The sequence below is a fragment of the Flavobacterium sp. UGB4466 genome, assembly GCF_903469665.1.
Classification (GTDB): Bacteria; Bacteroidota; Bacteroidia; order Flavobacteriales; family Flavobacteriaceae; genus Flavobacterium; species Flavobacterium lipolyticum.
On record NZ_CAGKLC010000016.1, the window covers coordinates 1 to 24,634 of the forward strand.

Consider the following 24,634-nt stretch of genomic DNA (forward strand, 5'->3'; position numbering starts at 1 on the left):
ATTAACTAAAAGACGATGTTGTATAGAGGTATTTTGATTGTTTTTTGAGTTAATATCTGATTAATTTGGTTTGTAGTTGTGAATTGTAAATAAAAAAGGCGTCAGATGAATTTTCAAATGACGCCTTTTATTATAAAATACTATTGCTTATTTCTGATTGAACTTTGCTTTGAATTTATCATTCAGTTTGGTTTGAAAAGTTTCTAAGTTAATCTTTCTTCCCTGAATGAAAGCAGTTGTTAACTTATTCGTTCTCATGTCGAGTGCATCACCTTCAGAGATAAATAAAGTGGCATCTTTACCCGTTTCCAGAGTTCCGCAAGTAGCATCAATACCTAATAGTTTTGCCGTATTGGAAGTGATAAGCTGTAACGCTTTCTCTCTGTCTAAACCATATGCTGCACAGGTTCCTGCTAAAAACGGCAGGTTTCTTACGCTCATACGCTCGTGATCACCACTGTTTTCAAGTCCTACCACAATACCTTTATCAGTAAGTATTTTGGCCATTTTATAAGGCAGATTTACATCTTCGTCATCGCTTGTTGGCATGTCATGTACACGTCTTAAGAATACACCAACATTATATTTTTGCAAAACATCAGCAGCTTTGTAGGCTTCAAAACCTCCTACAATAACTATTTTCCTGATCTGATTGCTTGCTGCTAACTGAATAGCATCAACAATTTGTTTTTCTTCATCAGCATGGATGTATAGCGTCTGAGTTCCATCAAAAAGCCCTTTTGTAGCTTCAAAAACAATGTTTCTTTCTTTTGAAGCAGCCTGATTGTAAGCTTTTGCGTTACTCCAAAATGCTGCGATTTCTTCCACTTGTTTTGGATAATCTTTGTTGGCTTCAATAACTCCCGGTTCAAACCATGATCCTGATCTTCTGAAATTAGAAGGGAAATCAAGATGAATTCCGTCGTCCTCCTTTATAATCGCATCTTTCCAGCTCCATGCATCTAATTGTACTACAGAAGAAGTTCCGGAAATTCTACCCCCACGAGGAGTGATCTGAGCCATTAAAATCCCATTCGGACGAACAGTTTCTACTACTTTCGATTCAGAATTGTAAGCGATGATACTTCTTACGTTTGGATTAAAAGTTCCAATTTCTTCCTGATCGTCTGACGATTTCACAGCATCAATTTCTACCAAACCTAATGTTGCGTTAGCCACAATAAATCCAGGGTAAATGTGTTTTCCACTCGCGTCAATGGTTGTGTCATAGGCATCAGCAGCAAGTCTCACGGTCGTTGCGTCTGCTACCAGGGTTAATTTTCCGTCTTTAAATCCAACGGCACTGTTTTGAATAACACTTCCGTTACCTAAGTGTGCAGTAGCATTTAAAATCAAAACCGATTTGGTTTGTTGAGGTGCCGGTATTTGCTGTGCTTTTATTTGCAATGATGCACAAAAGGCAAGCAGACCTATATATATGTTTTTATTAATCATGTTATCTGTTTTTATCTTTATGAATTTTATAAAGCCGTTATTATTGTTCTAAAGTATCACAGTGATATTCTTTCTTCTCTTTTTTTGTTGGTGGCTGTGTGCTCATTCCTTTGTTTTTTTCCTGCAACATCTGCCCAATCAATAAACTTCTTTCTTTAGAAATAGCCTGTTGTTTTTCAGCATCTTTTTCAAGATCAAAATACACTACACCTTCAATCATTGTTTTTTCGACTTTAGCATAAATAGACAACGGATTTTCGCTCCATAACACAACGTCAGCATCTTTACCTACTTTTACACTTCCTACTTTATCGTCAATGTGTAATAATTTGGCAGGGTTTAAGGTTACAAATTTCCACGCTTCTTCTTCAGAGATGTTTCCGTATTTCACTGCTTTTGCAGCTTCCTGATTCAATCTTCTTGACATCTCGGCATCATCTGAGTTGTAAGCAACCACTAATCCCTGATTGTGCATAATTGGTCCGTTAAACGGAATTGCGTCATTTACTTCAAATTTATAAGCCCACCAGTCAGAGAATGTAGAAGCTCCAACACCGTGTTCTTTCATCTTATCAGCCACTTTATACCCTTCCAGAATGTGCGTGAAAGTATTCACTTTGAAATTGAATTTCTCCGTAACATTCATCAACATTAAGATCTCAGATTCTACGTAAGAGTGACAGGTAATAAAGCGCTCTTTGTTTAAAATTTCAGCGATCGTTTGCATTTCTAAATCAACTCTTGGTGCTTTTCCTTTTTTAGAACCTGCGTTGAATTTTTTCCAGCTTTCATCGTATTCTTTTGCACGTTGGAAATAATCAGTAAAAACTTGTTCAACACCCATTCTGGTTTGTGGAAAACGGGTAGGATTATCAATTCCCCAATTCGCTTGTTTTACATTTTCTCCCAAAGCAAATTTGATAAACTTTGGCTGGTTTTTGTACAACATTTCCTCTGGTGCAGCACCCCATTTCCATTTTACAATGGCAGAACGTCCCCCGATTGGGTTTGCTGATCCGTGCAACAATTGCGAAGTGGTTACACCTCCCGCTAAGTCTCTGTAGATATTGATGTCTTCAGAGTTTACAACATCCTGAATCGTAACTTCGGCAGTCGAGTTATGTCCCATTTCGTTCACCCCTTTTGAAATGGCGATGTGGGAGTGTTCGTCAATAATTCCGCTTGTGATATGTTTACCTTTGGCATCAATTACTGTAGCAGAAGCATCTGAAAGATTTTTACCTACAGCAGCAATTTTTCCATTTTTAATTAAAACGTCAGTTTCAGTTAAAATACCTTCTTTTTCGTTGGTCCAAACCGTAGCATTTTTGAATAGTAAAGTTTGAGCAGTTAGTCTTTTTGAGTCACCAAAAGCAATATTTGGATACGTTGTCGGGATAATCGGATTTAGTTTTTCAACTTTAGTCGAATCTTTTACAGCGACAAAAGGGCTTGTTTTTGTAGCAGTCCAGAACAATTCCGTTCCGTTTCCTAAAACCGCTTTTCCGGATAAGTTTTCCGGTTTCTCGATCAATCCGGTCAAACGTGAAAAATTAGATTTGATTGAATCGGTTGGTTTAATTAAAAGAGAGATCCAGTTTTTAGAAACAGTAAAAGTACTGCTCACTTTCTTTGCATCTGCGGTTGTAATTTCAGATTTCGGAGCATCAACTGTTCCTTCGATTTTCCATTTGTAGGTATCTGTTCCAACCGTTAAGTCGTAGTTACCACGGATGTCTTTTGCGTTAACATCGTTTACAACGTATTTAGTTCCTTGTACCCAGTTTTCATATAAAACCGTTTTTTCGTCAAAAATTTCACCTGAAGTAATGATGAAGTTGGCAAAAGCTCCTGTTTTCAAACTTCCTACTTCATTACTTTTTCCTAAAATAGCTGCGGGAACTGTGGTTAGAGCTTCCAAAGCTTTTGTTTTATCGAAACCATATTTAATGGCTTTTAGTAAATTAGTTTTAAAATCTTCAGTCTTTTTTAATTTGTCTGTTGTTAAAGCAAAAACAACTCCATTATCCGAAAGAACTTTTAAGTTGGTTGGCGCCTGATTCCAGAAACGCATATCGGCCAATTCGATTTGATTGGACAAATAAGGATTAGAAACATCATACGCCTCAGGGAAACTGATTGGGATGATGTACTTGGCATTGGTACTTTTAATTTCTTCAATTCTTTCAAACTCATTTCCGCTTCCTTTCAGAACATAGTTTAATCCAAATTCTTTGGCAATTTTCGCTGCTCTTAAACTGTTTAATTTGTCTTCTGTAGCAAAAATCTGAACCAGTTTTTCGTTATCAGCTAAAGCCTCTAATGATAAATCTTTAGTTTCTGAATTTCCTTTCTTGTACCAGTCTAAGTCCAGATACATTTGGCGTAACAAAGCCGTCATACCCATTAACGAACTTGGGTAAGCCTGATTCGTCAGAGCACTTCTTGTAAAAGCAAAATGATTGGTTACTTTATTGGCAATAATTTGTTTGCTGTTTTCGGTGTTGTTTAACGCTACTAAAATTCCGGTTCCCTGAGCAACTCCGTCAGCAATATGGGTTCCTACTACTCCAAAACCGGCTTTTAGTAGTTCCTCAGCTTTCGGTTGATCGTATTTAAAAGTTTCATAAGTATTTACTTCCGGACGAACGCTTTCGTTCCAGTAGTAACCTACTTTTTTAGTGTCGTATAAAGGGCTGCGGTCACGTCCACGTCCGGCAGGGGCTTTAGGTTTTTCAACCCCAAAGCTGGTGTAGATATCAATAAACGAAGGATAAATAGTTTTTCCTGCAAGATCAATGGCAACGCTGTTTTTAGGAATGGTGATGTTGTTTCCAACACCAACCACTTTGCCATCCTGAATGAGTAAAGTTCCTTTTTCGATTTTTTGTGTCGGGGTTACATAAATCGTGGCATTGGTAAAAACAGTGTAATTGTTGTTTTTGTTGTGGACACTTTCATTAACGGGAAAGTAATCTTGAGCGTACGTTTTTGTTAAAAAAACACTCAAAAACAGTAGTAGTAGTTTTCTTTTCATGGATAATTAATAAAATTTTCATTAAAAATAGGAAATATTAATATTTGAGCAAGTTTTAATGAAAATTAATTTCTTATATTCCATGTTAAATACCAAAAACGATTTAGTAATTCTTCTGATTTTGATGTTTTACACTGTTTTTCGAATGCTGCTTTTAAGGATATCTTTTTATTTTAGGATCTTCTCATATCGATTCTTTATCCCTTCGAGATAGGGAGCTTTGATTTCTGTGGCGAGTTCTACCGCTTTTTTTAAGACCGCCGTTGCAGTATCTTTTTTTCCGTTTTGTTCTAAAAGATCACCATATTTTAAAAAGGCTATCGGAGATCTTGGATGTAATTCTGCATTGCTTTTTAAAATTGATTCTGCAATAAATGGTTTTGTAGGCGTATAATCAGACGACAGGTTAGTAATGTCCTCTTCTGTAAACCAATCAGATTCAATTAGTTTTTTTATAATGGTTTGAATTTGCTGATCCATTTTTACTAAATCAGCTTCGTGTAATGGTTTTGTTTGCTGGTCAACCGTAGATTGTAATTCCAAATAGAGTTTTTTGGATTCGGCTGCAATTTTACTTCGGTAGTCCTCTGCTGCTTTTTTTGCCAATTCTATGGTTTTGTCGTAAGCCAGTTCCTGGGTTGTTTTGTACTCAGGGATTACACCAATTCCTTCCCAGTTTGTTTTAGTGATTGGATTTATTGCAGTTCCGGTAGGAATGAATATTTCCAAAAGAGGGTTAAGTTCAAGAATTTCACCAGGATTTGCTCCGCCACCCGTAACTTCGCCAACTAAGGTTGCTCTTTTTTGTGTTTGCATGTTATAACTGAATTCTTCTGCACCCGAAAAACTTCTGGCACCTGTGATAATAAATAAGGGAACATCGATTCTTTTTTTGCCGTTAACTTCTGTAACTCTGAATTCTTCCGTAAAGTTGTCTTTTCTAAAGTATAAGGTATTGAGCAATAGAGGTTCTTTAAAAAAATAACTACACAGGTACTGCACGGTTTTAGGACTTCCACCTCCGTTAGTTCTTAAATCAATAACAATGGCGTCCGTTTTAGAAAGCAATTGCATATATGAATCAATAGTGGGGTTAGTTTCGTGTATGAAATATTTAAAATTGAGGTAACCGATATTACCGTCAAGTATCTTAACCTCTCTGAAACCATCGGCGAGTTTGCGATTGTCAGTTAAATGATGAAGATAAATTTCATAGGAGTCTTTAGCTGCATTTGGGTTGTTATCCGGAACAAATTTAGGCTTGACTCTAAGATGTTTGTCGTTGTTGATGAGGCGGATTTCTTTCGTTAAAGCTACAGCGAAAGAATCCAGTAGATCGTATTTTTTGAATTTATTTTCTTTGTAACTTTTTTTTAAATGAGCTGCAATCAGTTTTGCCTGATCCGGAAATATGTACTCCTTTTGAATGAGGGAATCCATTTTTAGGATAGTTTCTTTTTTGAATTTTTCTGTTATTTTCTTTTGCTGACCATTGGCGCTTGGGAGAATCAGGCAAGTGAGCACGAATAAAAAAACGAGTTTGTTGTTAAAAATAAAAATCTGTTGTAACGATGGTTTAGTGAGATATTTCATAATGTTAGGATTTTTATTTATAACGCTAATTTAGGGCTTTATGATAAATGCTGATGAAAATATTTACAGATGTGTTGTTTTGTCATTTTTTGTTAACCAGGAATTAAAATTATTTGAGACTTTAGTAATGATCAATTTGAGATGATAGAATTGAATTAAAAAGGAAGTAGAAGGGAAAGATTTTTTATTTGTAATAAAAAACTTACTTTTGTGTTTTTGTTTGATTTAAAGCTTTTTTAGGAATAAGGATTATGTTAGTAAAAGTTTACGGAAGCGCCGTTTTTGGAGTAGAAGCAACAACGATTACGGTTGAAGTTCATATGGATAATGGGATTGGTTATCATTTAGTGGGATTGCCGGATAATGCCATAAAGGAAAGCAGTTATCGAATTGCCGCTGCGCTTAAGAACAATGGATTAAATTTTCCAGGTAAGAAAATAACAATTAATATGGCACCGGCTGATTTACGAAAGGAAGGTTCCGCATACGATTTAACTTTGGCGATGGGGATTTTGGTGGCTTCAGATCAGGTAAAAGCACCGGAGATTGAAAGATACATTATCATGGGAGAACTTTCTTTAGACGGTAGTTTACAGCCTATTCGGGGAGCATTACCTATCGCAATCAAAGCAAAAGAAGAAGGTTATAAAGGTTTCTTTCTGCCCATTCAGAATGTCAAAGAAGCCGCAATAGTGACTGGATTAGACGTTTATGGAGTTGAGAATCTTCAGGATGTTATTGATTTTTTTAATGGAAAAGGAACACTTGAGCCTACAATTATTGATACCAAAGCTGAATTTTATAAAAGCTTAGATTTCCCGGAATTTGACTTTTCAGATGTGCGCGGACAGGAAAGCATAAAACGTTGTATGGAAATTGCGGCTGCCGGAGGTCATAACATCATTTTAATTGGTCCGCCCGGAGCGGGCAAAACGATGCTGGCAAAACGTGTTCCGAGTATTTTACCGCCAATGACTTTGCGTGAAGCTCTTGAAACGACAAAAATTCACAGTGTTGCCGGAAAGTTAAAAGAAGTTGGATTAATGAACCAAAGGCCCTTCAGAAGTCCCCATCATACGATTTCTAATGTTGCCTTGGTTGGAGGAGGAAGTTATCCTCAGCCCGGAGAAATTTCGATGGCTCATAATGGTGTTTTGTTTTTAGACGAACTACCGGAGTTCAAACGTGATGTTCTTGAAGTGATGCGCCAGCCGCTGGAAGATCGGGAAGTTACTATTTCAAGGGCTAAATTTACCGTAACTTACCCTTCCTCGTTTATGCTGGTGGCGAGTATGAATCCGAGTCCGAGTGGTTTTTTTAATGATCCTGCTGTGCCTAATACATCTTCACCGCACGAGATGCAGCGTTATTTAAGTAAAATATCAGGACCTTTGTTAGACCGGATTGACATTCATATCGAAGTCACACCGGTTCCTTTTGAAAAACTGGCCGATGATCGAAAAGCCGAGAGCAGTGTTGAAATCCGTAAACGGGTTACTGCCGCTCGGGAATTTCAGACCAAACGTTTCGAAACAATTGAAAATGTACATTACAATGCACAAATGAGCAGTAAACTTATTCGGGAATTTTGTATTCTTGACGATCCGTCGAAAGAATTGCTGAAAACCGCTATGGAACGATTGAATCTGTCAGCAAGAGCCTACGACAGAATTCTAAAAGTTGCCCGAACAATCAGTGATTTGGATCATTCCGAAAATATTATTTCGTCTCATATCGCCGAAGCCATTCAATACAGAAGTTTGGATCGCGAGGGGTGGCTGGGATAATTATCTTAGATTTGAAATGTCTGAAAACAAAAGAAGAAGAAAAAATTGCTGTAAATTTTACGATTTGAACTTACTCAAATTTTAAACTTGAGCTTTTTGACATTAGGTAGGAGGTGAGTTTTTTAATTTTTCCTTTTTCCATTTCAAAAACATCGCAGAAAACAGCATCCAGTTTATTGCCGTTTTTCATATTTCCCTGTACGGCACCTTCAGCAATTACAATGTCATTTTCTTCAATTAGTTTTATGATTTGGATCGTGGGACTACCGGTAAAATTATCGTTTTCAATTTCTTTGTCAAAAGCTTCTTTTCCTACATGTTGATAAATTCCGGGCATTTCCCAAATCACATCATCAGTAAGGCAATCTAAAATTCGTTTATGATCGCTTACCATAAAAGCTTCCATATATTCGGTTACGGTTTGTTTATTTACTGTCATAATGATTGCGGAATTTTTAAACTTTATAAAATTAAAGTATTTATTGTAAACTTTTAATGCTTAATTGGTATGTATTGAAAATTACAGGCTTATTTTAAGCCACCATTTTATTGTACTTATTTTGTCAAGTTCTAACTCTGACAAACTCTGATCTTCAATTTTAGACAAGGAATTTTTCACAGTTTCAATACCATAATTATCTTTTAGCCAAAAGGGGAGTTCTTCGACACTTTTATTCCAATTTTTTAAAATTCTCTTCAGAATTATTTCAGAGTCTATCGTTGTTTTTGGTTGAAGCGATTTTAGAATTAAGCCCGCGTATTTTTGGTCTGTATAAATAGTTTGATCCCTGTCTTCATTTTCAAGAATTAAGATGATACCTTCAATAATTATTTCATCATTAACTTTTGGTAAAAGTTGAATAAATTGGCGGACTCGTAAATCTCCAATTTGGTTGATAAGATCAATCGATTTTAACAATTCGTTTTTAAAGTCTTCCGCTGTTGTTGGAAATTTCATTTTTTTAATAATGGTCTGATGAAAAGAGCAAAGATGAATATATGCTTATTGTTTTTTAGAAACATTCCAAAAGCTGATTTTTCGTCTCGTTACAAAACCTAGTTTTTCATATAAGCTAATGGCACCCATATTATTTTCGACAACATGTAAAAAAGGAGTTTTATTTTCGTCCAAGATGTTATTGACAACATGCGAAATCAATTGTTTGGCATAGCCTTTCCCGGTGTGATCGGGATGCGTGATAATAGCACTCACTTCTGTAAAGTCATTCATTTTCATACGTTCGCCTGCGACAGCTATCAATTGGGCTTCTTTAAATATTCCATAATAATTGCCCAATAAAGGAGTTTTGGTTTTAAAATATCCCGGTTGTACCAAATTAACCAGTTGTAATAATTCGGCATTATGACTTTCGGTAAGTCTGAGAATTTCAGTACCAATCGCAAGTTGAATTTTGTCCTGAATAACCATTTGCAGACAAATCAATTCTTTGACGATTGTCAAAGAATCGTCTATTTCAGGTTTTTCACCCACTATAAAAAAAGAATCCGTTAACAACGCATATTGCTTTGTGGCCGTTAAAGTGCTTTCCGGTACTATAAAACCTCCAAACGGACAATAATCCGGATTGTAAAATTTAGTACCATCATAATCAAGGGCAAATGTGGAATGTTTTTCGGATAATGCATGCCAAACCGGATTATCTAGTTTATGGTCTTCTTTATTTGTCATTATTTAAAAAATAATTTTTTGGGATCGTACTATATTCGGTTTTTATTCTTTCTCTTTTATAGGATAGAAAAAACGAAATGAGTTCGAAGCTGCCGGGTGCAAAATCGTACCGTGATTTTCAAGCGGGAAATAATCGAAATATACTCTTATGTTTTTACTTTTTGAAGCTTTAATTTTTTCGGTTAGTAAATTAGCATCGACTTCCATAACTCTTGGAATTTCGGTTGGTGTAAGTCCTTCTTTACCCACTGCAATGTAAATGTCTGTTTGCGGACTGAAATTTTCCTGAAAAATAGGGCTGTCGAGATTTAGTATAGAACCATTATTCCACCAAATGCTTGGGCTTACAATAACATATTTATTAAAAAGTGTCGGTTTTTTTAGTAAAATTTCTGTTCCAAGTAATCCTCCCAATGATTGCCCCATAAGGGTTTTAGAAGTATTGGCTTTGTATTTTTTTTCGATAAAAGGCTGCAATTCTTTTTCGATAAAAGCAATAAATTTATCAGAATGACCGGAAGTCGGAAACCTTTTTTGATCTTTTTCAATAGTGGTCGGGAATGTAAAGTCTCTTCTTCTGTCGACAGTTGCGATTCCCACGACAATGGATTTAGGAACCTGATTGATCCATTCAAAACTATTAAACTGTACCAGACCGGCGATATGAATAAAATCTTCATCGGCTGAACCGTCCAATAAATAAATTACAGGATATTTTGTTGCCTCTTCGGCTTTGTAACCTTCCGGAAGATAAATATTGAGAATTCTTTTTTCTCCTAATTCTTTCGATTGAATTTCATCGATAACTCCTAATACAAATGGCTTTGCAGTTTCTGTTGGTTTGACTTTATTAGTTTGGCAAAAGATAAAAGTGGTGGAAAAGAATAAAAAGACAAGGGTAAATAATTTGTTCATTATGGTGTTATTTAGTAGCAATGGGGTAAAATATTATGATGTGAAACAGGAAAATTATATAGAACCAAAATACAAATTTTTGACATTCCAAAATCTTAATTAAGAAGAAAAAAAATCAAAAAACGACTATAGAATAAATCCCTTTCATCAAATAATGAAAGGGATTTAATAAGTATTTAATGCTATTGAGTTATTTTAGAAAAAGGAATAGCCTAGTATGACAGATGCCGTAGTGAATGAAGAGTTCCAGGCAATGTAATCTTTTAGAATAGTTCTGCCAAGTTGGTATCTTAATTCTATACTGTACTTGTCGCGTAATTTTCCGCCAATTCCTAATACTGCACTATTTCCGGATTTAACATCCAAAGTATTAATTTTAGATCCATCTTTTCTGGTGAATTCTATTTTCGAGTTTAGACCAAAATCAAATAGTAATGATAATGAAGCATTCGCAAAGATTTTAAAATCATTATTAACAAAGAAGTAATGTCTGATTCCTATAGGCAGCTCTATTGATTTATAATCTACTTTTGCGTTTACTTCGGAACCTGCCAAATTCGAGGTTGATTTTGACTTTTCGCCACTATAGTACTGGTATGAAGGTTCTGCAATTATAGCCCATTTATTTTTATTAAAAGGTAAAATAAACTCTGCTTCGACACCCAGACTAAGACTTGTCTTAGAACCAAATTTAACATTGTAAAAATCTATATTCGAATTGTTAATCGATAACGAACTGCTATTTAATCTTGGTCTAATGGTCAAATTAAACAAATCCTTTTTTTCTTTTGTTTCAAATTCGACAAAATGAGTATCGCTGCACTTGTTATATTTGATGAAAAATTTGAAGAGCTGCTTGTAAGTGTAATCCAGATTTTCGTATTCTCTCTGAAGGATATTATCGCATTTTAGATCAATAAAAAGCTGTTCTCTGAAGTAATTGTTTTTCGCAATCGAAGAGTTTTCATTTACCAGATAAGTTTTGTAAATAAGCTGTTTTATTTCTGAATTATCTATCTTATAAAAGAAACGGCTTGAGTTTCCTTCCCCGTAGGAGTAAAGTGATGCCTTTCCTTCAACATGCACTTTTAAGAAGAGCGTTTCTTCTTTTAAATCCGGATTTTTATCCGTACTCATATTTTCTATGTATCTTGAGGAGCGGTCTATTTTTACTAAGGTTTTGATGTATTTACTTTGTCCTGTGATTGCAAATTCTTTTACAATTTTTAAGTCAGCAATAAGAATGTCTTTACTTTCAGGTAGTTGATATCTAAAATTGGTTGGAGTATTTTTCCAATCCAGATTTTCAATTAAGCAATTTATTTTCTGATTGTTTTGGTTGATGAAGTAACCGTTTTCAAAAGTTATTTGCGAATAGGTGTTTAAAGTTAATATAAAGGCTAATACAAGTAATAAGAATTGTTTTTTCATTAAAATTTTGGGCTGTTATTTAGGGTTGTTTTTTTGAAGAGATCTTTTTTTGACAGCAAATATAATATACAGAACAGTTATTGCATTACGTGAAACCGTAATACAATTGATTATCGTTTGGAAGAATGTGAGAGTGATTGTTTACAGATTGTAAGTATACGCATTAAAATTAAAATGAGTAAAGTATTTTTTCGGTCCAAATTAATACCCAAAAAAATGAATAGTTAAGTGTAAATTACTTCACTTCCGTTCCTTCAAACTTTATTCTGCGGTCATTTACGTGAACCAATTCGTCAAGTTCGTAGATATTTTTATAGCCATACCCATAAAGGTTAATATGTGTAGGAATGTTGAGAGCCAGCATAACAGGTTTTCTGTTGGCTAAAATCTGAGACTCGGGAGTATTTTTAGGAAGAGCCATTTTTGAAGCGAAATCTATCGGGTCGCCATTAAAATTGTTATTACAGTAAATCAGTATCCTGGTGTTAGGATCCGGAATTAATTGATGAAGATTTTCCTGTGTAAAATCGGTAAAATCGAGATGAATAGCCCCTTTTAAGTGTTTTCGGTTGTAACGAAAATCAGAGCGTGTGTCCAAAATAACAGTATTCTCTTCATGACTCATTTTAAGAAAAAGATCGAGATTCACTAAATGAGTTGCTCTGGCTTTTTCGACTTCGGTAACGAGGTTTTTAAAATCATCGTAATCGACTAGTGCTTTTGGATATTGTTGCTGGTTTGTCATTGCGGTAGGGGTTTTGGCCGTTTGAGACTGTGTGACACAGCCTGTAAAACAAAATGATACTAAAAATAGAAGGGTTATCTTTTTCATAATGAAATGAGGTTTATAGTTCAATATGTTTATCAGCAGGACTCTACCGCTTTTACTAAAACGTTAGATTTATCTCCTGAATTTGTTTCTGACAATAATATCTTTTAATCTCTCTTTTAAGTCTTCTCCTGTGTCAAAAACCATTTGTTCATTGTTCGGGAAAGGAACAGCACGTTTATTGAAGTAGTTGATATAACTGTCTTCACAGGCACTTCTGTCTCCTTTGTAGGTTGAGTAAATATTCTCAAAAATAAACTCACTGCTTACCGGAAAAGATTGTAGTAATTGATTGGTTTTTAAATCGACATAATCCACTTTTGCTGTGATCTGGCAGGATTTAAATTGTCTGAATTCGTATACGTTTGCACGGAGCATTCTGTAATTGTCTACTTTTATTTCTCTGCCCAGACTGTCTTTAACCGGTCTTCCTCTGCTGTCCAGAAGTGTTTTGACACCGTCTTTTATCTGTCGTTCTTTAATGAATTCCTTCTCTTTGATTTGCTCTGGTGAAATATTGATTTGCACGAAGTTTACAATCAGACTATAATCGTAAACGATGCCTTTTTGTCTTAGACTGTGGTAAACCGTCCATTTGTCATTTAATCCATAGGTTTTAAAATCGAGTAAGTCATCCTGAAGCGGTTTCGGAATGACCATATTGGTTTCGTTTTTGGCATAAACATCTACAAAATCGGTTCCTTTAAACTGTGCATCTTCCATCAGTTTTTTAGTGTTTTTGTAGTTTGGGCTAATGCTTTCCAAATAAGAAAAATCATCGTAGGCTTTTCTAAAATCCAGTTTGTTATTTGATTTTAAAAGGGCAGAAGCATTTTCATATAAATATCTCGTCAATGCAATTTTACTGCTTATGATCTGATTGCTGTAATTATCAAACTGGAATGTAGCGGTTCTTCCTTGTTTCAAGAGTTGCAGAGGCAATAAAGGTCTGATTTTTTCCTGACGATTGTTCAACTGCATGTAGGTATTGTAAGTGCGTTCGGCATTTACCGGATTTGCTTCTTTGATCATTAATTCCAGGCTACGCAAATCTCTGTCTTTGGCCTTTGCGAAAGCCTCTTCCAGCAAATACACGTAATCTTGTTTTCCTTTAGAATCTTTTTTCGTTCGTAAAGCTTCGACCGCACGGTCTATCGCTCCATCGTAATTTCCATCGCTGAGCATGGATTGGGTAGTTTTTACACCACAGGATGACAGTGCTAAAAATAATATTAAAAATAGAAGCGTAATTTTTTGCATGATATTTTTTAATTGAAGGTGTAAATATATCTTTTTTAACTTTCAACAACTATGCCTTTTTTAAAATTATTTTGTAGAGTAGATAAGGGTGCAGCTAAGCCATATTTAGGTGCTTAAGCAGTATTATTCTGTTAACAGTTTTTTGATCAAGACAATTTGGCCTAAATGATAATAACTGTGTTCGATCATGGCTTCGATATTTCTTTTGTAGGTTCCGTATTTTTCGTTGACAAAGATCTGATCCAGTTTTTCGTTGGGCATTTCTTCTACAAAAGAGGCAAATTCCTCAGCAGAATTCCAGAATTTAGTTAGAAAAGCCTGCCATTCTCCCTGCGAATGAATAGGAGCGAAGTCAAAGCTGAATTTGTCTTTTATATCCAGTGATCCCCCTTTAAAAACACTATTTATTCCACTAATATAATAGTGAACATGCTGCGCCAAAAGTGAAATAGTATTAATGTTTTTGACAGGAGTTACAGCAATTTTCCAATCCAGATTTTGCAGCTGGTCTTTATAATTGGTGTTGGCAATCCAAGTTCCGTTTAAAATGACTTCTCTAAAACGATTGGTAATTTCTGCTGTACTTTTCATATTCAAAGTAGTTTGAATGTTATCGTTTTACTTATTATACTCAATAGTTCTTATTTTTAAATCGCTCGGCTCTCCATTTAATGATGTCTTTCTTTCAATCCAGTTGTTGTACTTATCGTATTTATATTCATAAGTGTAAATAGATGTATGAAAAGGTTTGCCATCAGTAAACATTTGAGTTTTTTGCGAAATAAGATCACCAAAATTATTGTATGTGCTTTGTACTCTTTTATCTGTCACTCCATTGTTATCGATTTCGGCTTCATCCTCAATTTGATTTCGAGTATTATATTTAAAGACAATAGATCTTTTTGAGATATCTTTATTGTAGACTTTAATTGTTGCTATTTTATCATTTTTGTAAAATTTTCTTTCAATATAATCGTCAGTCTCTCGTCTGTAAATAAGATTTCCTTCGGCATCATATTCTTTTGTGCTTTTCTCGGTGGCATTTTTTTCTACATAATTTAATAGAAAATTATAATCTAAATTTTCTACAAGCAGATTTTCTGTTCGAGCATAACTATAATTAAAAATGTTTTTTTCTTCATTATTAATTTTTTGAATAGAATAGATCTCAATGCTATTTATGCCTTTATTATACTTTATTTCTAGTATATTTTTATCTTTATATAAATAGTCAACATTTACTCGTGGCTTACCTGCAGCTTGTTCCAGATTTTCTATCTTAAGAAGTCGATTATCTTGAAAAACAAAGTCTGTGACTTGTATGCCATTGTTATATTTTGTGTAATTATTATTTTTTCTATTTTTCTCTGAGTAGTTGGTTATAATTTTTAAAAGTTTGCCTTTTTCAATTTGATGTTGAAAACCATGCCCCAAATCCTGATTGTTTTCAAATTCTATAGAACCTACAAGAGTATCATTCTTAAATATATTTGCTGAGTATAAAGAATCTTCTGTTATGCCGATGAAACTTACATATTTATGAACTTTTCCTTTAGAAAAATACATTTTCATATGAGACGAATTTGTCTTGTTGAATTTTTTATAATAGTAATGTAATGTATTTTGAAGAATTGTGTTTACATTATCTTTGTTTTTGAGACTTTGAGTTTGCTCTTCAATAAGCATTATATAATCATTAGTCAATCGTCTTAGTACGTCATCGTAAATAGGATATTCAGGAAACTTTACTTTCTGAGCTATAATGGGCATTGTAAAAAGAAAGAAGAGAAAAATTAGGGTTTTCTTCATTTTGATTTGGAAGTTTTTGTTTATAGTGAGCTTGATTTAAAATTGGTTATTGTTTTTAAATAACATTGTCGTTCTATTCCTGCTGAATCCACTCGTATTTTCCATCTTTAAGATAGATAATGCCGCCTCCGCAGCTTTCTTCGGCATGAATAAATATTCCGTCATTTGGCAATTTGATTTTATCCTCTTCTTTTATTTCGTCATCGCCCAAAATTTCTCCCTGATCGTTTACATTGTTCCAAACAACTTCCCCTTTTGGGGCTTTTTCGAATATTCCGGCCCAGTCGATTTCTTCAAAACCCTGATAGAGAATAGTATTTCCCATTCCGAAATAATCTGTTCGGTTTCCGTTTCCGAAAATGATTCGTAAACCGCTTTTATCACTTTTTGTACTTCTTACAATTTCAACCTTTTCATTTTTTCCGTCACCGTCAAGATCGCATACGATTTTATTTGTTTTGTGTTTGGTCGAAATCACAATAGTATCGGAGCTATTTTGTGTTTCTTTTTTCTCAGTGGTTTGAACGTGATCTTTCGCTTTTGTTGGCGTTGTTGTAATTTCGGTTTTTGTTTCTTTTTTACAAGAGATGAAAATAAAGGCTGAGAGAAGTAAAAGTTTGAATTTCATGTTTTTAGATGATGATTTTGGTATCGTTTGAAGTTGCCAAAATATAAATATTTGGGCACAGTATTGTAAAAGTGTTGTTTGCAGCAATTTTAATTGCGATAGATATCAGTTGGGTGAAATTTGAAAAAATGAATTTAACACATAGAAACATAGATTTTGGTTGTAATAAAGAGAGCCGCACAAAGAAATATATTTCTTTCACATAGAACAAGATATGTGCATTTAAATGTAGTGAAACGTCTTTTTTATAGAAAATACATTGCCTATGTTACTATGTGTTAAAATGAATTACACCCAATAGGTTTTATTTAGTTTTCTATTATTTTCTAATTTTCACCTGATATACAATTTCCCAAAAGAGGATTGATAGAATAGCATTGGTGAATATGGCCGTTTTAACTAAATAGGGATCGTATTTGGTAAGCAGATGTAAGTTGGCGAACTGTACGGCCAAAAATAGAGACAAAGCAGCTATTACCACAGAGCAGATCACATTTAGTACTGGTTTCCACTTTAAACCTAAGAAAGAATAAATAATGTTCAAAATAGCAAAGCCACAACCCAAAGTAAGGTAAGGATCTGTTCCTAATTTCTCACCCAACTGCAGTAAAGGAGAAGTTGCGGTAAGATATAAAAAGAAAAGGATTGCATAAAAGAGCGTTCGTGTTTGAATTTTCATTTTGATGTTTTTTGATGTTTTTTGGGAATAAAAAGGAGTTTTAAAGAATTAAATTAGCCAGTTATCATTTAAATTATCCTTTTTTACTCATGTGAAGTGCGATTCTGTTTCCCTCACAGTCTTTAAATTCTGCTACCCAGCCAAATTCGCCGTTTGAGGTTATGGGAAATAAAATCTCGGCACCATTTTCTATGGCCAGATCTATAGTTTCTTCAATGTTTTCAGTGTTTAAATAAACTAGAGTTCCGTCTATCGTAGGTTTGTATATTTCACCTTGGGCTAAGGCTCCCGAAATACCATTGTTGCCTTCGATAAGCGGAAAGAATGCCATTTCATTATCATGAATAAACTCCCGCTCAAATTCAAAACTAAAAACCGCCGAATAAAATTGTATGGCTCTTTCGATGTTGGTTACCGGGATTTCAAAATAAACAACGGGATTTGATTTGTTTTTCATTTTGTTTGGGGCTATTTTTTTAGTGTAAGCGAAGTTAGAGAAAATTCTAGTTCAATTGACTGGATTTTATTTTTTCAATTTGTCGTTTGTGTCGAAGGATATGTACAATCGCATGTTCTGTAAGTTGTTCAATGTCGTACAATTGTCCCCAACCTGTTTTTATTTTTAGTGAATCGTCAAATTGTTCTAATTCGTTGTCTTTAATTTCTCGAAAAACATTTTCGGTAAAGATGAAAACATTCGTTAAATCTATCAGATATTCGGCAATGGTTACATGAAAAATTTTGCCTGGCCGTTGCACATTCTGCCCTTTCAGGTTATGAATACTGATGGCATAGCTATAACCGGAACTTACTACGTGAGACAGAATTTTTTGTATGGATTTACAATCTTCGTCTGTTGTTTTTTCGTCTATGATTTTGGTCAAAGCATCGTCCGGAATACTTTTGATAACGTTGGTAAGGTCTAAAATTGCCTGTTCGTAGATGTCAAGCAATGCTCCAACTGCTCCTTGTCTGTTCATTTTTGTGTTTTGTTAATTATTTTTGTTGCAATTTCAGAAACTTCTTCGTCGATTTCATCTTTAGTCGGGTCTTTTGCGATTCTTTCGATTTCATTTAAAACCATTTGATCTTTAATGATCTCTCCAAAAGTATCAAGAATCCAATATTTCCAAACCTGATCCTGACTTTGTAAAATTTTCAATATTTCAGAAGAAATTTTTTCACAGTAAGGAATCAGAAACGCTGCAATTGGTCTACTAACTGGCCAATTCATATCCTGTAACCATTTAAGTAAATCCGGAATAATAGACTCGATCTCTTCAAATGAGTAGTTTTTTAGTTTTTCGACTGTTTCGAAATCAAATTTATCTTTTGGGATTAAATTTTTGACATTCATATTGCTCAGATCTGTTAGTTGAATTTTGTATTATATATTGACCCTTATAAAAAAGCGTTTTTTTTCATTTGTTTTCTTAAAAAAAGAACGATTAAAAAGAAAATAAAAGCTAAGATTGCCAATCTTGAAGCATTTCCGGATGCACTCATTCGTGCCTGATGTTCTCTGCCATAAGGACCGGAATGTTTTATAGATCCGAGAACAAATTGCATTTTTTGAAAATTTGATTTATCATTTTTAGGATCATCAGAAAGGAGAATGTTGATCCAGCCTTTTTCTCCCAGACTTTTTGCTTCAAACAATGTTCTTCCGAACATATTATATCTGGCAAGCGAGTAATTTTGATTGGCGTTAATTATTAAGGTATCGCATTTGAAATCTTCGGCAGTAATTTTATTTAGCATTTTCAGCACACTTTCTGATCTTTCTGCGCCAGCTCCTGGATTTTCATAATATTGATATGCAATTGTTGGTGTTTCGCCGATTGCAGTAGAGTCTGTGAAAATTTTTCCATTCTCGTAAAAAGCATCATAATTTAATCCCTTATTTTCTTTTTTTATTTGCGAAAACTCGCTAGGAACCTGAAAACTGACATCTCGCAATTCGATTTTGTTTTGAGAGTAGAAACTAATTGTTGTGATTAAAATTAGTAAAAAGGGGTTTTTCATAGAGAGCTGATTATGATGTAAAAATGTATTAAGGAGTTTTGAATTGTAGATAAACTCTGTTTTTTTCTTATTGTAAAATAGTCTCTATTTTGGTCTCTGACTTTTCTTTGAGAACACTGTCAGGATGAAAATTCCAGATAATCAGAAATTTTCCTTTTGCAAGATATTCTTCCGGACGTTCGTCAGTTGGCTGGCCGTCTTTTCCCCAAAGTAATCCTTGCAGAAACCTATCGCCTTTAAAAGTGTGTTCAAATTCAAAATACATTACAGATCCACGATCGGTTTTACTTTTAAAATTTTGAATCGATTTATTTTTTAAGGTTCCAACAATACTAGCGTAGGTTTCGATATCATTATAAAAAGTACAGGCTTGCGGAGTAATACAAATATTACCATCGTTTAAAGTGTAGCCTTTGGGAATTTCTTTTGGTTTTAGTTTTAGATCAGCAATTGTCTGACCGAATAAAGTAGTAGTAAGTAATAAAAATAATACCGACAGGGGAATCGTAATTTTCATGTTTTTATGCTGTTAGGTTTGTTGAGCGAAAATAGTTTTTTTACTTTTTTCTTACTTTAACTTCTTTCTCTTTTTCGTCATAATATAAAAGATCTTTATTTTTTTTCAAACCAAGATCTCCACTTTTTTATAGTTTTATCAGGCGGAAATACAGGCATATCAAATGCCTCTTCCATTTTGTAGGTAATGCCGGTTATATCTATCAAAAACTTTCGAGCTTCGTAAACCATGTTTAAACTTATCGATTCATTTTCGTTTTTAGATAATCTTTCAAATGATTCGAGGTTTTCCAGAAAGATTGCTTGAGGATTTTGTGCATTTACTTTGTTTGTAAAGGAAAGTAAAATCAGAAATAAAATAATGGTTAGTTTTTTCATAGGTTAGTTTATAAAAAAAGCACAAACTCTAAAGATATTTGTGCTTTCGTGAAATTTATATTTTTGAGTAATTATTTTCCTTTATACAATTTTTCCAAATACTCCACTTTCTCTTTTTCAGCCAGAACCAAACGTTCGTAAAGTTCTACAACTTTGTCTAGTGGGTTGAAATTACAAGAATTGTTAGTTATAAAGCTACCAGTAACAGATTCGTGAAAAGTATTGAAGTAATTGATAACATTCTCTTCCGAAAAATTTTCAATAGCTTCAACGGTAACGCCAAGTACTTTTGCAATTTCTGCAAGTTTTGCGGCTTCAATCGTTTCACTCGCCTTTAAATTAGAAACAGATTGCTGACTTACGCCAATTGCAATTGCCAGTGCTTCTGGTTTCATACCTTTAAGCTCTCTTATTCGACTGATGTTTCTTCCAATGTGTTTTGGTTTTGTTGTTGTGCTGATATTTCAAAGGTATTTAAAATTATTTTATAAAATGGTGCCTAGTGAAGCATATGTTTTTTTGGTTAGACTAGTTTCTGTCTATTTTGGCAGATAAATAAATGTTTTTTAGGATAGAATAGTGTTTTAAACATAAATAATACGGATTTGAAATATGTCTAAACAACGATGAGAAAAATAGTTTTTTGTTATTTTAATTAAGTAAGTTAATTTGTAGACAAGGATTGTAAATCAACGCTATCTGATTATTAAGGTAATATTTTAATCAATGAATTCCTCTATTTTTGTTTCAATATATGATATACAAAGTCTGAATACGTCCATTTCTTCTTTTGTCACGTCCTTAGCATGTGCATCTGAGCGAAATTTATTTACTACTTGCATCTTATGATCAAAATCATCTTTATTACTTCCGAATATATTTTTAAAGATATCATAATGTTTAATGATTGTTTTACGAATATCCTCGAAATAAATTTCACAATCTCTTGCGTTAAAAAGTTGGCTATAACTTAGCCCAGAGTATTTTGTTTTTCTGGGATCTCCAAGTACCGCTAAATATTTAACAGTAGCATCTGCTTTTCCTAAATGTGCTAAAAGTTGATTTCTAGCTATTTTTCTAAGTTTGGGTTCAATTGAATTTCTTCTTTCAGAAATTTCTTTATAACGTTCTTTAGGTGAATCTAAAGCCTTCTCATATTTATGTTTAGTTAATAAATAGTCTTTAATAGCATCAATTTTAAATGAATAGTGGTCATTATTTTTATCGATAATTTTATAGCCTAAGAGATGATTTGTAAATTCAGGAGAAACTATTGCTAATTCATTAAAAGTTTTCATATCATCAAGTGCAATATATTTTAACATGTCAAATTCAGATGGATAGAAATTTTTAAGTACACCTAAAATCATTTCAACATAACTACTAAACTCACTATGAAATTTAGCTTTAGCTTTTTCATAAAGATATTTGTCAACCCTTATAGGCCTTTCCGAATCAGAAATCTTGTTAATAATACTGCAAACATGTCTTATTAAAAATGGATGCCCACCAAAATCTTCGGTCAGTTTTGAATAAATAATTTCTTCAAATTGGAGCCCCATTATTCTACCTAACTTCCTTACCATTTCTCTTGTTTGAGGTACATCAAAGTTAGGGATGTATTCAAAATAAATTTGATTAAAAATAGGATTATCTTTACCTTTTATTTGAGCAGTCTCAATAGCATTCGGATTTGTACCAACAATAAAAAATGAAAATAAATTCGTGTTTTTCTGAAAAACGGTTCTTATAGATTGCCATAATAAAACAAAATCTAAGTCATTAGTCCAGTGTTGGCTGGGTGATGTGTTAAATGTAATATTTTCAATTTCATCAAAAACAATTAATATACTTTTTTCCTTCAACTTTTCTTTTGCTTGTTTTAAAACGCTTTCGAATTGTAAGGCAGCATTAAGTTCAGTGAATTCAATCTCCTCTTTTATTACAAGAGTCGGACATACTTGATTTTTAATTTCTTCCAAAATATACCATAAAGCTGAATTCCATCGTCTTTTATGCATTGATGGGTTTTGACAATCAATAAATACAGTATGTTCACCAAGAGAGTCTAAAACCCTTTTAACGCCAAAAATTACTGATGTCTTCCCTGTTTTACGCAACCCAAACAAGGCGGTATTTTCATTCGATTTATGTCTGTTAACTAATTTCAAAACAAGGTCACTTCTTCCAAAAAAATAAAGATCTTTTTTAAGTGGGGATTCAAAAGCAAATAAATCTCTTGTATAAAAATGTGCTTTAAATCTATTTCGCAAAAAATATGAATCTGAATTTGAAAGTAATTCACTGTATGAAAACGGAACCACTATTTGTGATTCTTGGTCATTTTTTGCTAATTCACCAATTCTATCAACAACATTTTCATCATTACTAATAAGTACACAACACAATTTTTCTAATCTTAAAGATTGGTATTTTTTTTCAACAAAATCAACTGCATCTAATGAACGGGTTTCAAATGTTGTATAGTTGCTAAAAATAACAATGATTTCAAGCTCAATATTGAAAAGCTCTTTGTAATTATCTGTTGGTTTAATTAGAAAGTATTTATATTGTGAAGTTGGCCCAAGATTGAACTCTCCACCGCCATTTGTAATATACCATTCTCCGGATATTTTTTTTATTATTTTCTGTTCATCTTCTGTAAAATGTATCAGTTTTACTTGAGGATTTATACCTGGATATGTTTTTTGATCGTCTAGTTGAATCATGTTATTATATCTGTTTCTGTTATTATAAATATAAAGTAGTTTAGAAAAATATTGAAGAAGTTGTGCTTCGCATTCTTTTCAAATATAATATTTTATTTGTTAAATGAATTTTATTTCTAATAAAAAGGAGAGAAGTACTTGAATGATAGAGGTGATATTTTTTATGAAGTTGAGATGATTAGAAAATAAAAAGGAAAGTCAACACATGGAGATATAAGCTCAAAATATTAAATTTAAATTGTTGGTATAGTAGGGGCAACAGGTTTTTTTAGTCTTTCGGGTTACTATTTGTAAAGTATATCATTTCGATCGAAGGGAGATTCGAGCGATAGCGAACAGGCGAAGTAAATCTCACGCAGGATTCGACAAAGATTGGCGATTCTCTTTGAGGAGTTTCTTGTGTGATCCTTCCTTCGTCAGGATGACAAACGGGATGGTTACTTTGCGTGGACTTCGACTTCGCTCAGCCTGACGGGGCATAAATCTAAAAACTGTAAAAAAAAAAAATCCCGCTTCAATTAAGAAACGGGACTTCGATGATATTCTCTTTTTTTTTATTTTAAACTGTTGCAGCAACTTCCTGTGGCAACGGAATTTGATTTTTAAGTAAATCTTCGAATGTTTCGTGAGCACGAATCAGGATTCCCTGACCGTTCATCCATAAAACTTCGGCTGGTTTGTATCTTGAATTGTAGTTCGAAGACATCGAGAAACAATAAGCTCCTGCATTTCTGAACGCTAAGATATCACCTTCGGTAATCTCTGAAATTCTGCGGTTGTTGGCAAAAGTATCCGTTTCGCAGATGTAACCTACTACCGAGTAAAAACGCTCTTTTCCTTTTGGGTTGGAGATGTTTTCAATATGGTGCTGTGAACCGTAAAACATAGGACGGATTAAGTGATTGAAACCACTGTCAACCCCTGCGAAAACTGTCGAAGTGGTTTGTTTTACTACGTTTACTTTGGCTAAGAAGAAACCAGCTTCGCTCACCAGGAATTTTCCAGGTTCGAAAATCAACGTTAAATCTCTGCCGTATTCTGTACAGAAAGAGTTGAATCTTTTAGATAATTTTTTACCTAATTCTTCAATATCTGTTTCGATATCGTCTTTTTTGTAAGGAACTTTGAATCCGCTTCCGAAATCTAAGAATTGTAATTCTTTGAAATGTTTAGCCGTATCAAATAAGATCTCGGCGGCATACAAGAATACTTCGATATCTAAAATATCCGATCCTGTGTGCATATGAATCCCCACAATATGCATTTTTGTATTTTCAACAATACGCAAAATATGCGGTATCTGGTGAACGGAGATTCCGAATTTACTATCGATATGTCCAACGGAAATATTGGCATTTCCACCCGCCATTACGTGTGGATTGATACGAATGCATACCGGTATATTAGGATGTTTGGTTCCGAATTGCTCTAAAATAGATAAATTGTCGATATTGATCTGTACACCCATTGCGGCTACTTCTTCGATTTCTTCTAAAGAAACTCCGTTTGGTGTAAAGAAAATTTTGTCAGGATCATAGCCGGCATGAAGGCCTAATTGAACCTCCTGAATCGATACCGTATCTAAGCCAGATCCCATGTTCTTTAATAGCTGAAGAATGGCAACGTTAGACAATGCCTTCATGGCATAATTAACTCTTAAGTTTTCTACCTTAGAGAAAGCTTTAGTTAACCTGTTGTACTGAGATTGGATTTTTTCGGCATCATATACATATAATGGACTTCCAAATTGGTCTGCTAACTGCAGTAAATCTTTTGCTTGCATCTGTAAACTATTTTCAGCAAACTTATTACTCTTTTGCCGATTGACAAATTTTAAATTGAAAAATAACAAATTGTAACAAATTGTTATAAA

At 33.8% G+C, this 24,634-nt stretch carries 24 protein-coding genes; 1 reads left to right on the forward strand and 23 read right to left on the reverse strand.

The window, feature by feature from the left end; genetic code table 11:
• Positions 1-147: 147 nt before the first annotated feature.
• The 3 genes from JO950_RS06510 to JO950_RS06520 form a co-directional block, all read right to left on the reverse strand.
• Positions 148-1,455 carry an amidohydrolase family protein gene (locus JO950_RS06510; protein WP_202701911.1) on the reverse strand — a complete coding sequence of 436 codons (1,308 nt, stop codon included), beginning with the start codon at positions 1,453-1,455 and terminating at the stop codon, positions 148-150.
• Positions 1,456-1,495: 40 nt separating this feature from the next.
• Positions 1,496-4,492, reverse strand: a complete 2,997-nt coding sequence (locus tag JO950_RS06515; protein WP_202701912.1) for an amidohydrolase family protein — start codon at positions 4,490-4,492, stop codon at positions 1,496-1,498.
• A 168-nt stretch (positions 4,493-4,660) separates the two neighbouring features.
• Positions 4,661-6,085 (reverse strand): S41 family peptidase, encoded by a 1,425-nt coding sequence (locus JO950_RS06520; RefSeq protein ID WP_202701913.1) that lies wholly within the window; start codon positions 6,083-6,085, stop codon positions 4,661-4,663.
• Between the two features lie 251 nt (positions 6,086-6,336).
• Here JO950_RS06520 and JO950_RS06525 point away from each other — a divergent pair, with 251 nt between their 5' ends.
• Complete coding sequence (locus JO950_RS06525; protein ID WP_202701914.1) at positions 6,337-7,872, forward strand: YifB family Mg chelatase-like AAA ATPase; 1,536 nt, start codon at positions 6,337-6,339, stop codon at positions 7,870-7,872.
• 70 nt (positions 7,873-7,942) lie between these two features.
• Here the strand turns inward: JO950_RS06525 and JO950_RS06530 are convergent, their stop codons facing one another.
• From JO950_RS06530 to lysA, 20 genes are all read right to left on the reverse strand, one after another.
• Positions 7,943-8,311, reverse strand: coding sequence for a nuclear transport factor 2 family protein (locus JO950_RS06530; RefSeq protein WP_202701915.1), 369 nt, complete (start codon positions 8,309-8,311; stop codon positions 7,943-7,945).
• A gap of 81 nt (positions 8,312-8,392) precedes the next feature.
• On the reverse strand, positions 8,393-8,830 hold the full coding sequence (locus JO950_RS06535) for a hypothetical protein (protein WP_202701916.1): 438 nt from the start codon (positions 8,828-8,830) through the stop codon (positions 8,393-8,395).
• 45 nt (positions 8,831-8,875) lie between these two features.
• Positions 8,876-9,562 carry a GNAT family N-acetyltransferase gene (locus JO950_RS06540; RefSeq protein ID WP_202701917.1) on the reverse strand — a complete coding sequence of 229 codons (687 nt, stop codon included), beginning with the start codon at positions 9,560-9,562 and terminating at the stop codon, positions 8,876-8,878.
• A gap of 42 nt (positions 9,563-9,604) precedes the next feature.
• Positions 9,605-10,477 (reverse strand): alpha/beta hydrolase, encoded by an 873-nt coding sequence (locus tag JO950_RS06545; protein ID WP_202701918.1) that lies wholly within the window; start codon positions 10,475-10,477, stop codon positions 9,605-9,607.
• Between the two features lie 195 nt (positions 10,478-10,672).
• The gene (locus JO950_RS06550; protein ID WP_202701919.1) at positions 10,673-11,908 is read right to left on the reverse strand and encodes an outer membrane beta-barrel protein; all 1,236 of its coding nucleotides are present in this window, start codon (positions 11,906-11,908) and stop codon (positions 10,673-10,675) included.
• A gap of 235 nt (positions 11,909-12,143) precedes the next feature.
• Positions 12,144-12,740: a rhodanese-like domain-containing protein gene (locus JO950_RS06555; RefSeq protein ID WP_202701920.1), complete on the reverse strand. Its 597-nt coding sequence runs from the start codon at positions 12,738-12,740 to the stop codon at positions 12,144-12,146.
• Positions 12,741-12,809: 69 nt separating this feature from the next.
• On the reverse strand, positions 12,810-13,997 hold the full coding sequence (locus JO950_RS06560) for a hypothetical protein (RefSeq protein WP_202701921.1): 1,188 nt from the start codon (positions 13,995-13,997) through the stop codon (positions 12,810-12,812).
• A gap of 123 nt (positions 13,998-14,120) precedes the next feature.
• Positions 14,121-14,588, reverse strand: coding sequence for a DUF1572 family protein (locus JO950_RS06565; protein WP_202701922.1), 468 nt, complete (start codon positions 14,586-14,588; stop codon positions 14,121-14,123).
• A 27-nt stretch (positions 14,589-14,615) separates the two neighbouring features.
• The gene (locus JO950_RS06570) at positions 14,616-15,806 is read right to left on the reverse strand and encodes a hypothetical protein (protein WP_202701923.1); all 1,191 of its coding nucleotides are present in this window, start codon (positions 15,804-15,806) and stop codon (positions 14,616-14,618) included.
• Between the two features lie 73 nt (positions 15,807-15,879).
• On the reverse strand, positions 15,880-16,434 hold the full coding sequence (locus tag JO950_RS06575; RefSeq protein ID WP_202701924.1) for a hypothetical protein: 555 nt from the start codon (positions 16,432-16,434) through the stop codon (positions 15,880-15,882).
• Between the two features lie 319 nt (positions 16,435-16,753).
• Entirely contained in the window at positions 16,754-17,113 is a 360-nt protein-coding gene (locus JO950_RS06580; protein WP_202701925.1) for a hypothetical protein, read from the reverse strand.
• Positions 17,114-17,186: 73 nt separating this feature from the next.
• Complete coding sequence (locus JO950_RS06585; protein WP_202701926.1) at positions 17,187-17,570, reverse strand: VOC family protein; 384 nt, start codon at positions 17,568-17,570, stop codon at positions 17,187-17,189.
• A gap of 46 nt (positions 17,571-17,616) precedes the next feature.
• On the reverse strand, positions 17,617-18,093 hold the full coding sequence (locus JO950_RS06590) for a DinB family protein (RefSeq protein ID WP_202701927.1): 477 nt from the start codon (positions 18,091-18,093) through the stop codon (positions 17,617-17,619).
• A complete protein-coding gene (locus JO950_RS06595) occupies positions 18,090-18,470 on the reverse strand; it encodes a DUF5071 domain-containing protein (RefSeq protein WP_202701928.1) in 381 nt (126 codons plus the stop codon). The genes JO950_RS06590 and JO950_RS06595 overlap by 4 nt, the downstream gene beginning before the upstream one ends.
• A 44-nt stretch (positions 18,471-18,514) precedes the next feature.
• Positions 18,515-19,138, reverse strand: a complete 624-nt coding sequence (locus tag JO950_RS06600; protein WP_202701929.1) for a hypothetical protein — start codon at positions 19,136-19,138, stop codon at positions 18,515-18,517.
• Between the two features lie 67 nt (positions 19,139-19,205).
• Positions 19,206-19,655, reverse strand: coding sequence for a hypothetical protein (locus tag JO950_RS06605; RefSeq protein WP_202701930.1), 450 nt, complete (start codon positions 19,653-19,655; stop codon positions 19,206-19,208).
• Between the two features lie 95 nt (positions 19,656-19,750).
• Positions 19,751-20,032, reverse strand: a complete 282-nt coding sequence (locus tag JO950_RS06610; protein WP_202701931.1) for a hypothetical protein — start codon at positions 20,030-20,032, stop codon at positions 19,751-19,753.
• 71 nt (positions 20,033-20,103) lie between these two features.
• Entirely contained in the window at positions 20,104-20,493 is a 390-nt protein-coding gene (locus tag JO950_RS06615) for a helix-turn-helix domain-containing protein (protein WP_202701961.1), read from the reverse strand.
• A 258-nt stretch (positions 20,494-20,751) separates the two neighbouring features.
• The gene (locus tag JO950_RS06620) at positions 20,752-22,761 is read right to left on the reverse strand and encodes an AAA family ATPase (protein ID WP_202701932.1); all 2,010 of its coding nucleotides are present in this window, start codon (positions 22,759-22,761) and stop codon (positions 20,752-20,754) included.
• A gap of 559 nt (positions 22,762-23,320) precedes the next feature.
• The gene (gene lysA / locus JO950_RS06625) at positions 23,321-24,613 is read right to left on the reverse strand and encodes a diaminopimelate decarboxylase (RefSeq protein WP_255567764.1); all 1,293 of its coding nucleotides are present in this window, start codon (positions 24,611-24,613) and stop codon (positions 23,321-23,323) included.
• Positions 24,614-24,634 lie beyond the last annotated feature (21 nt).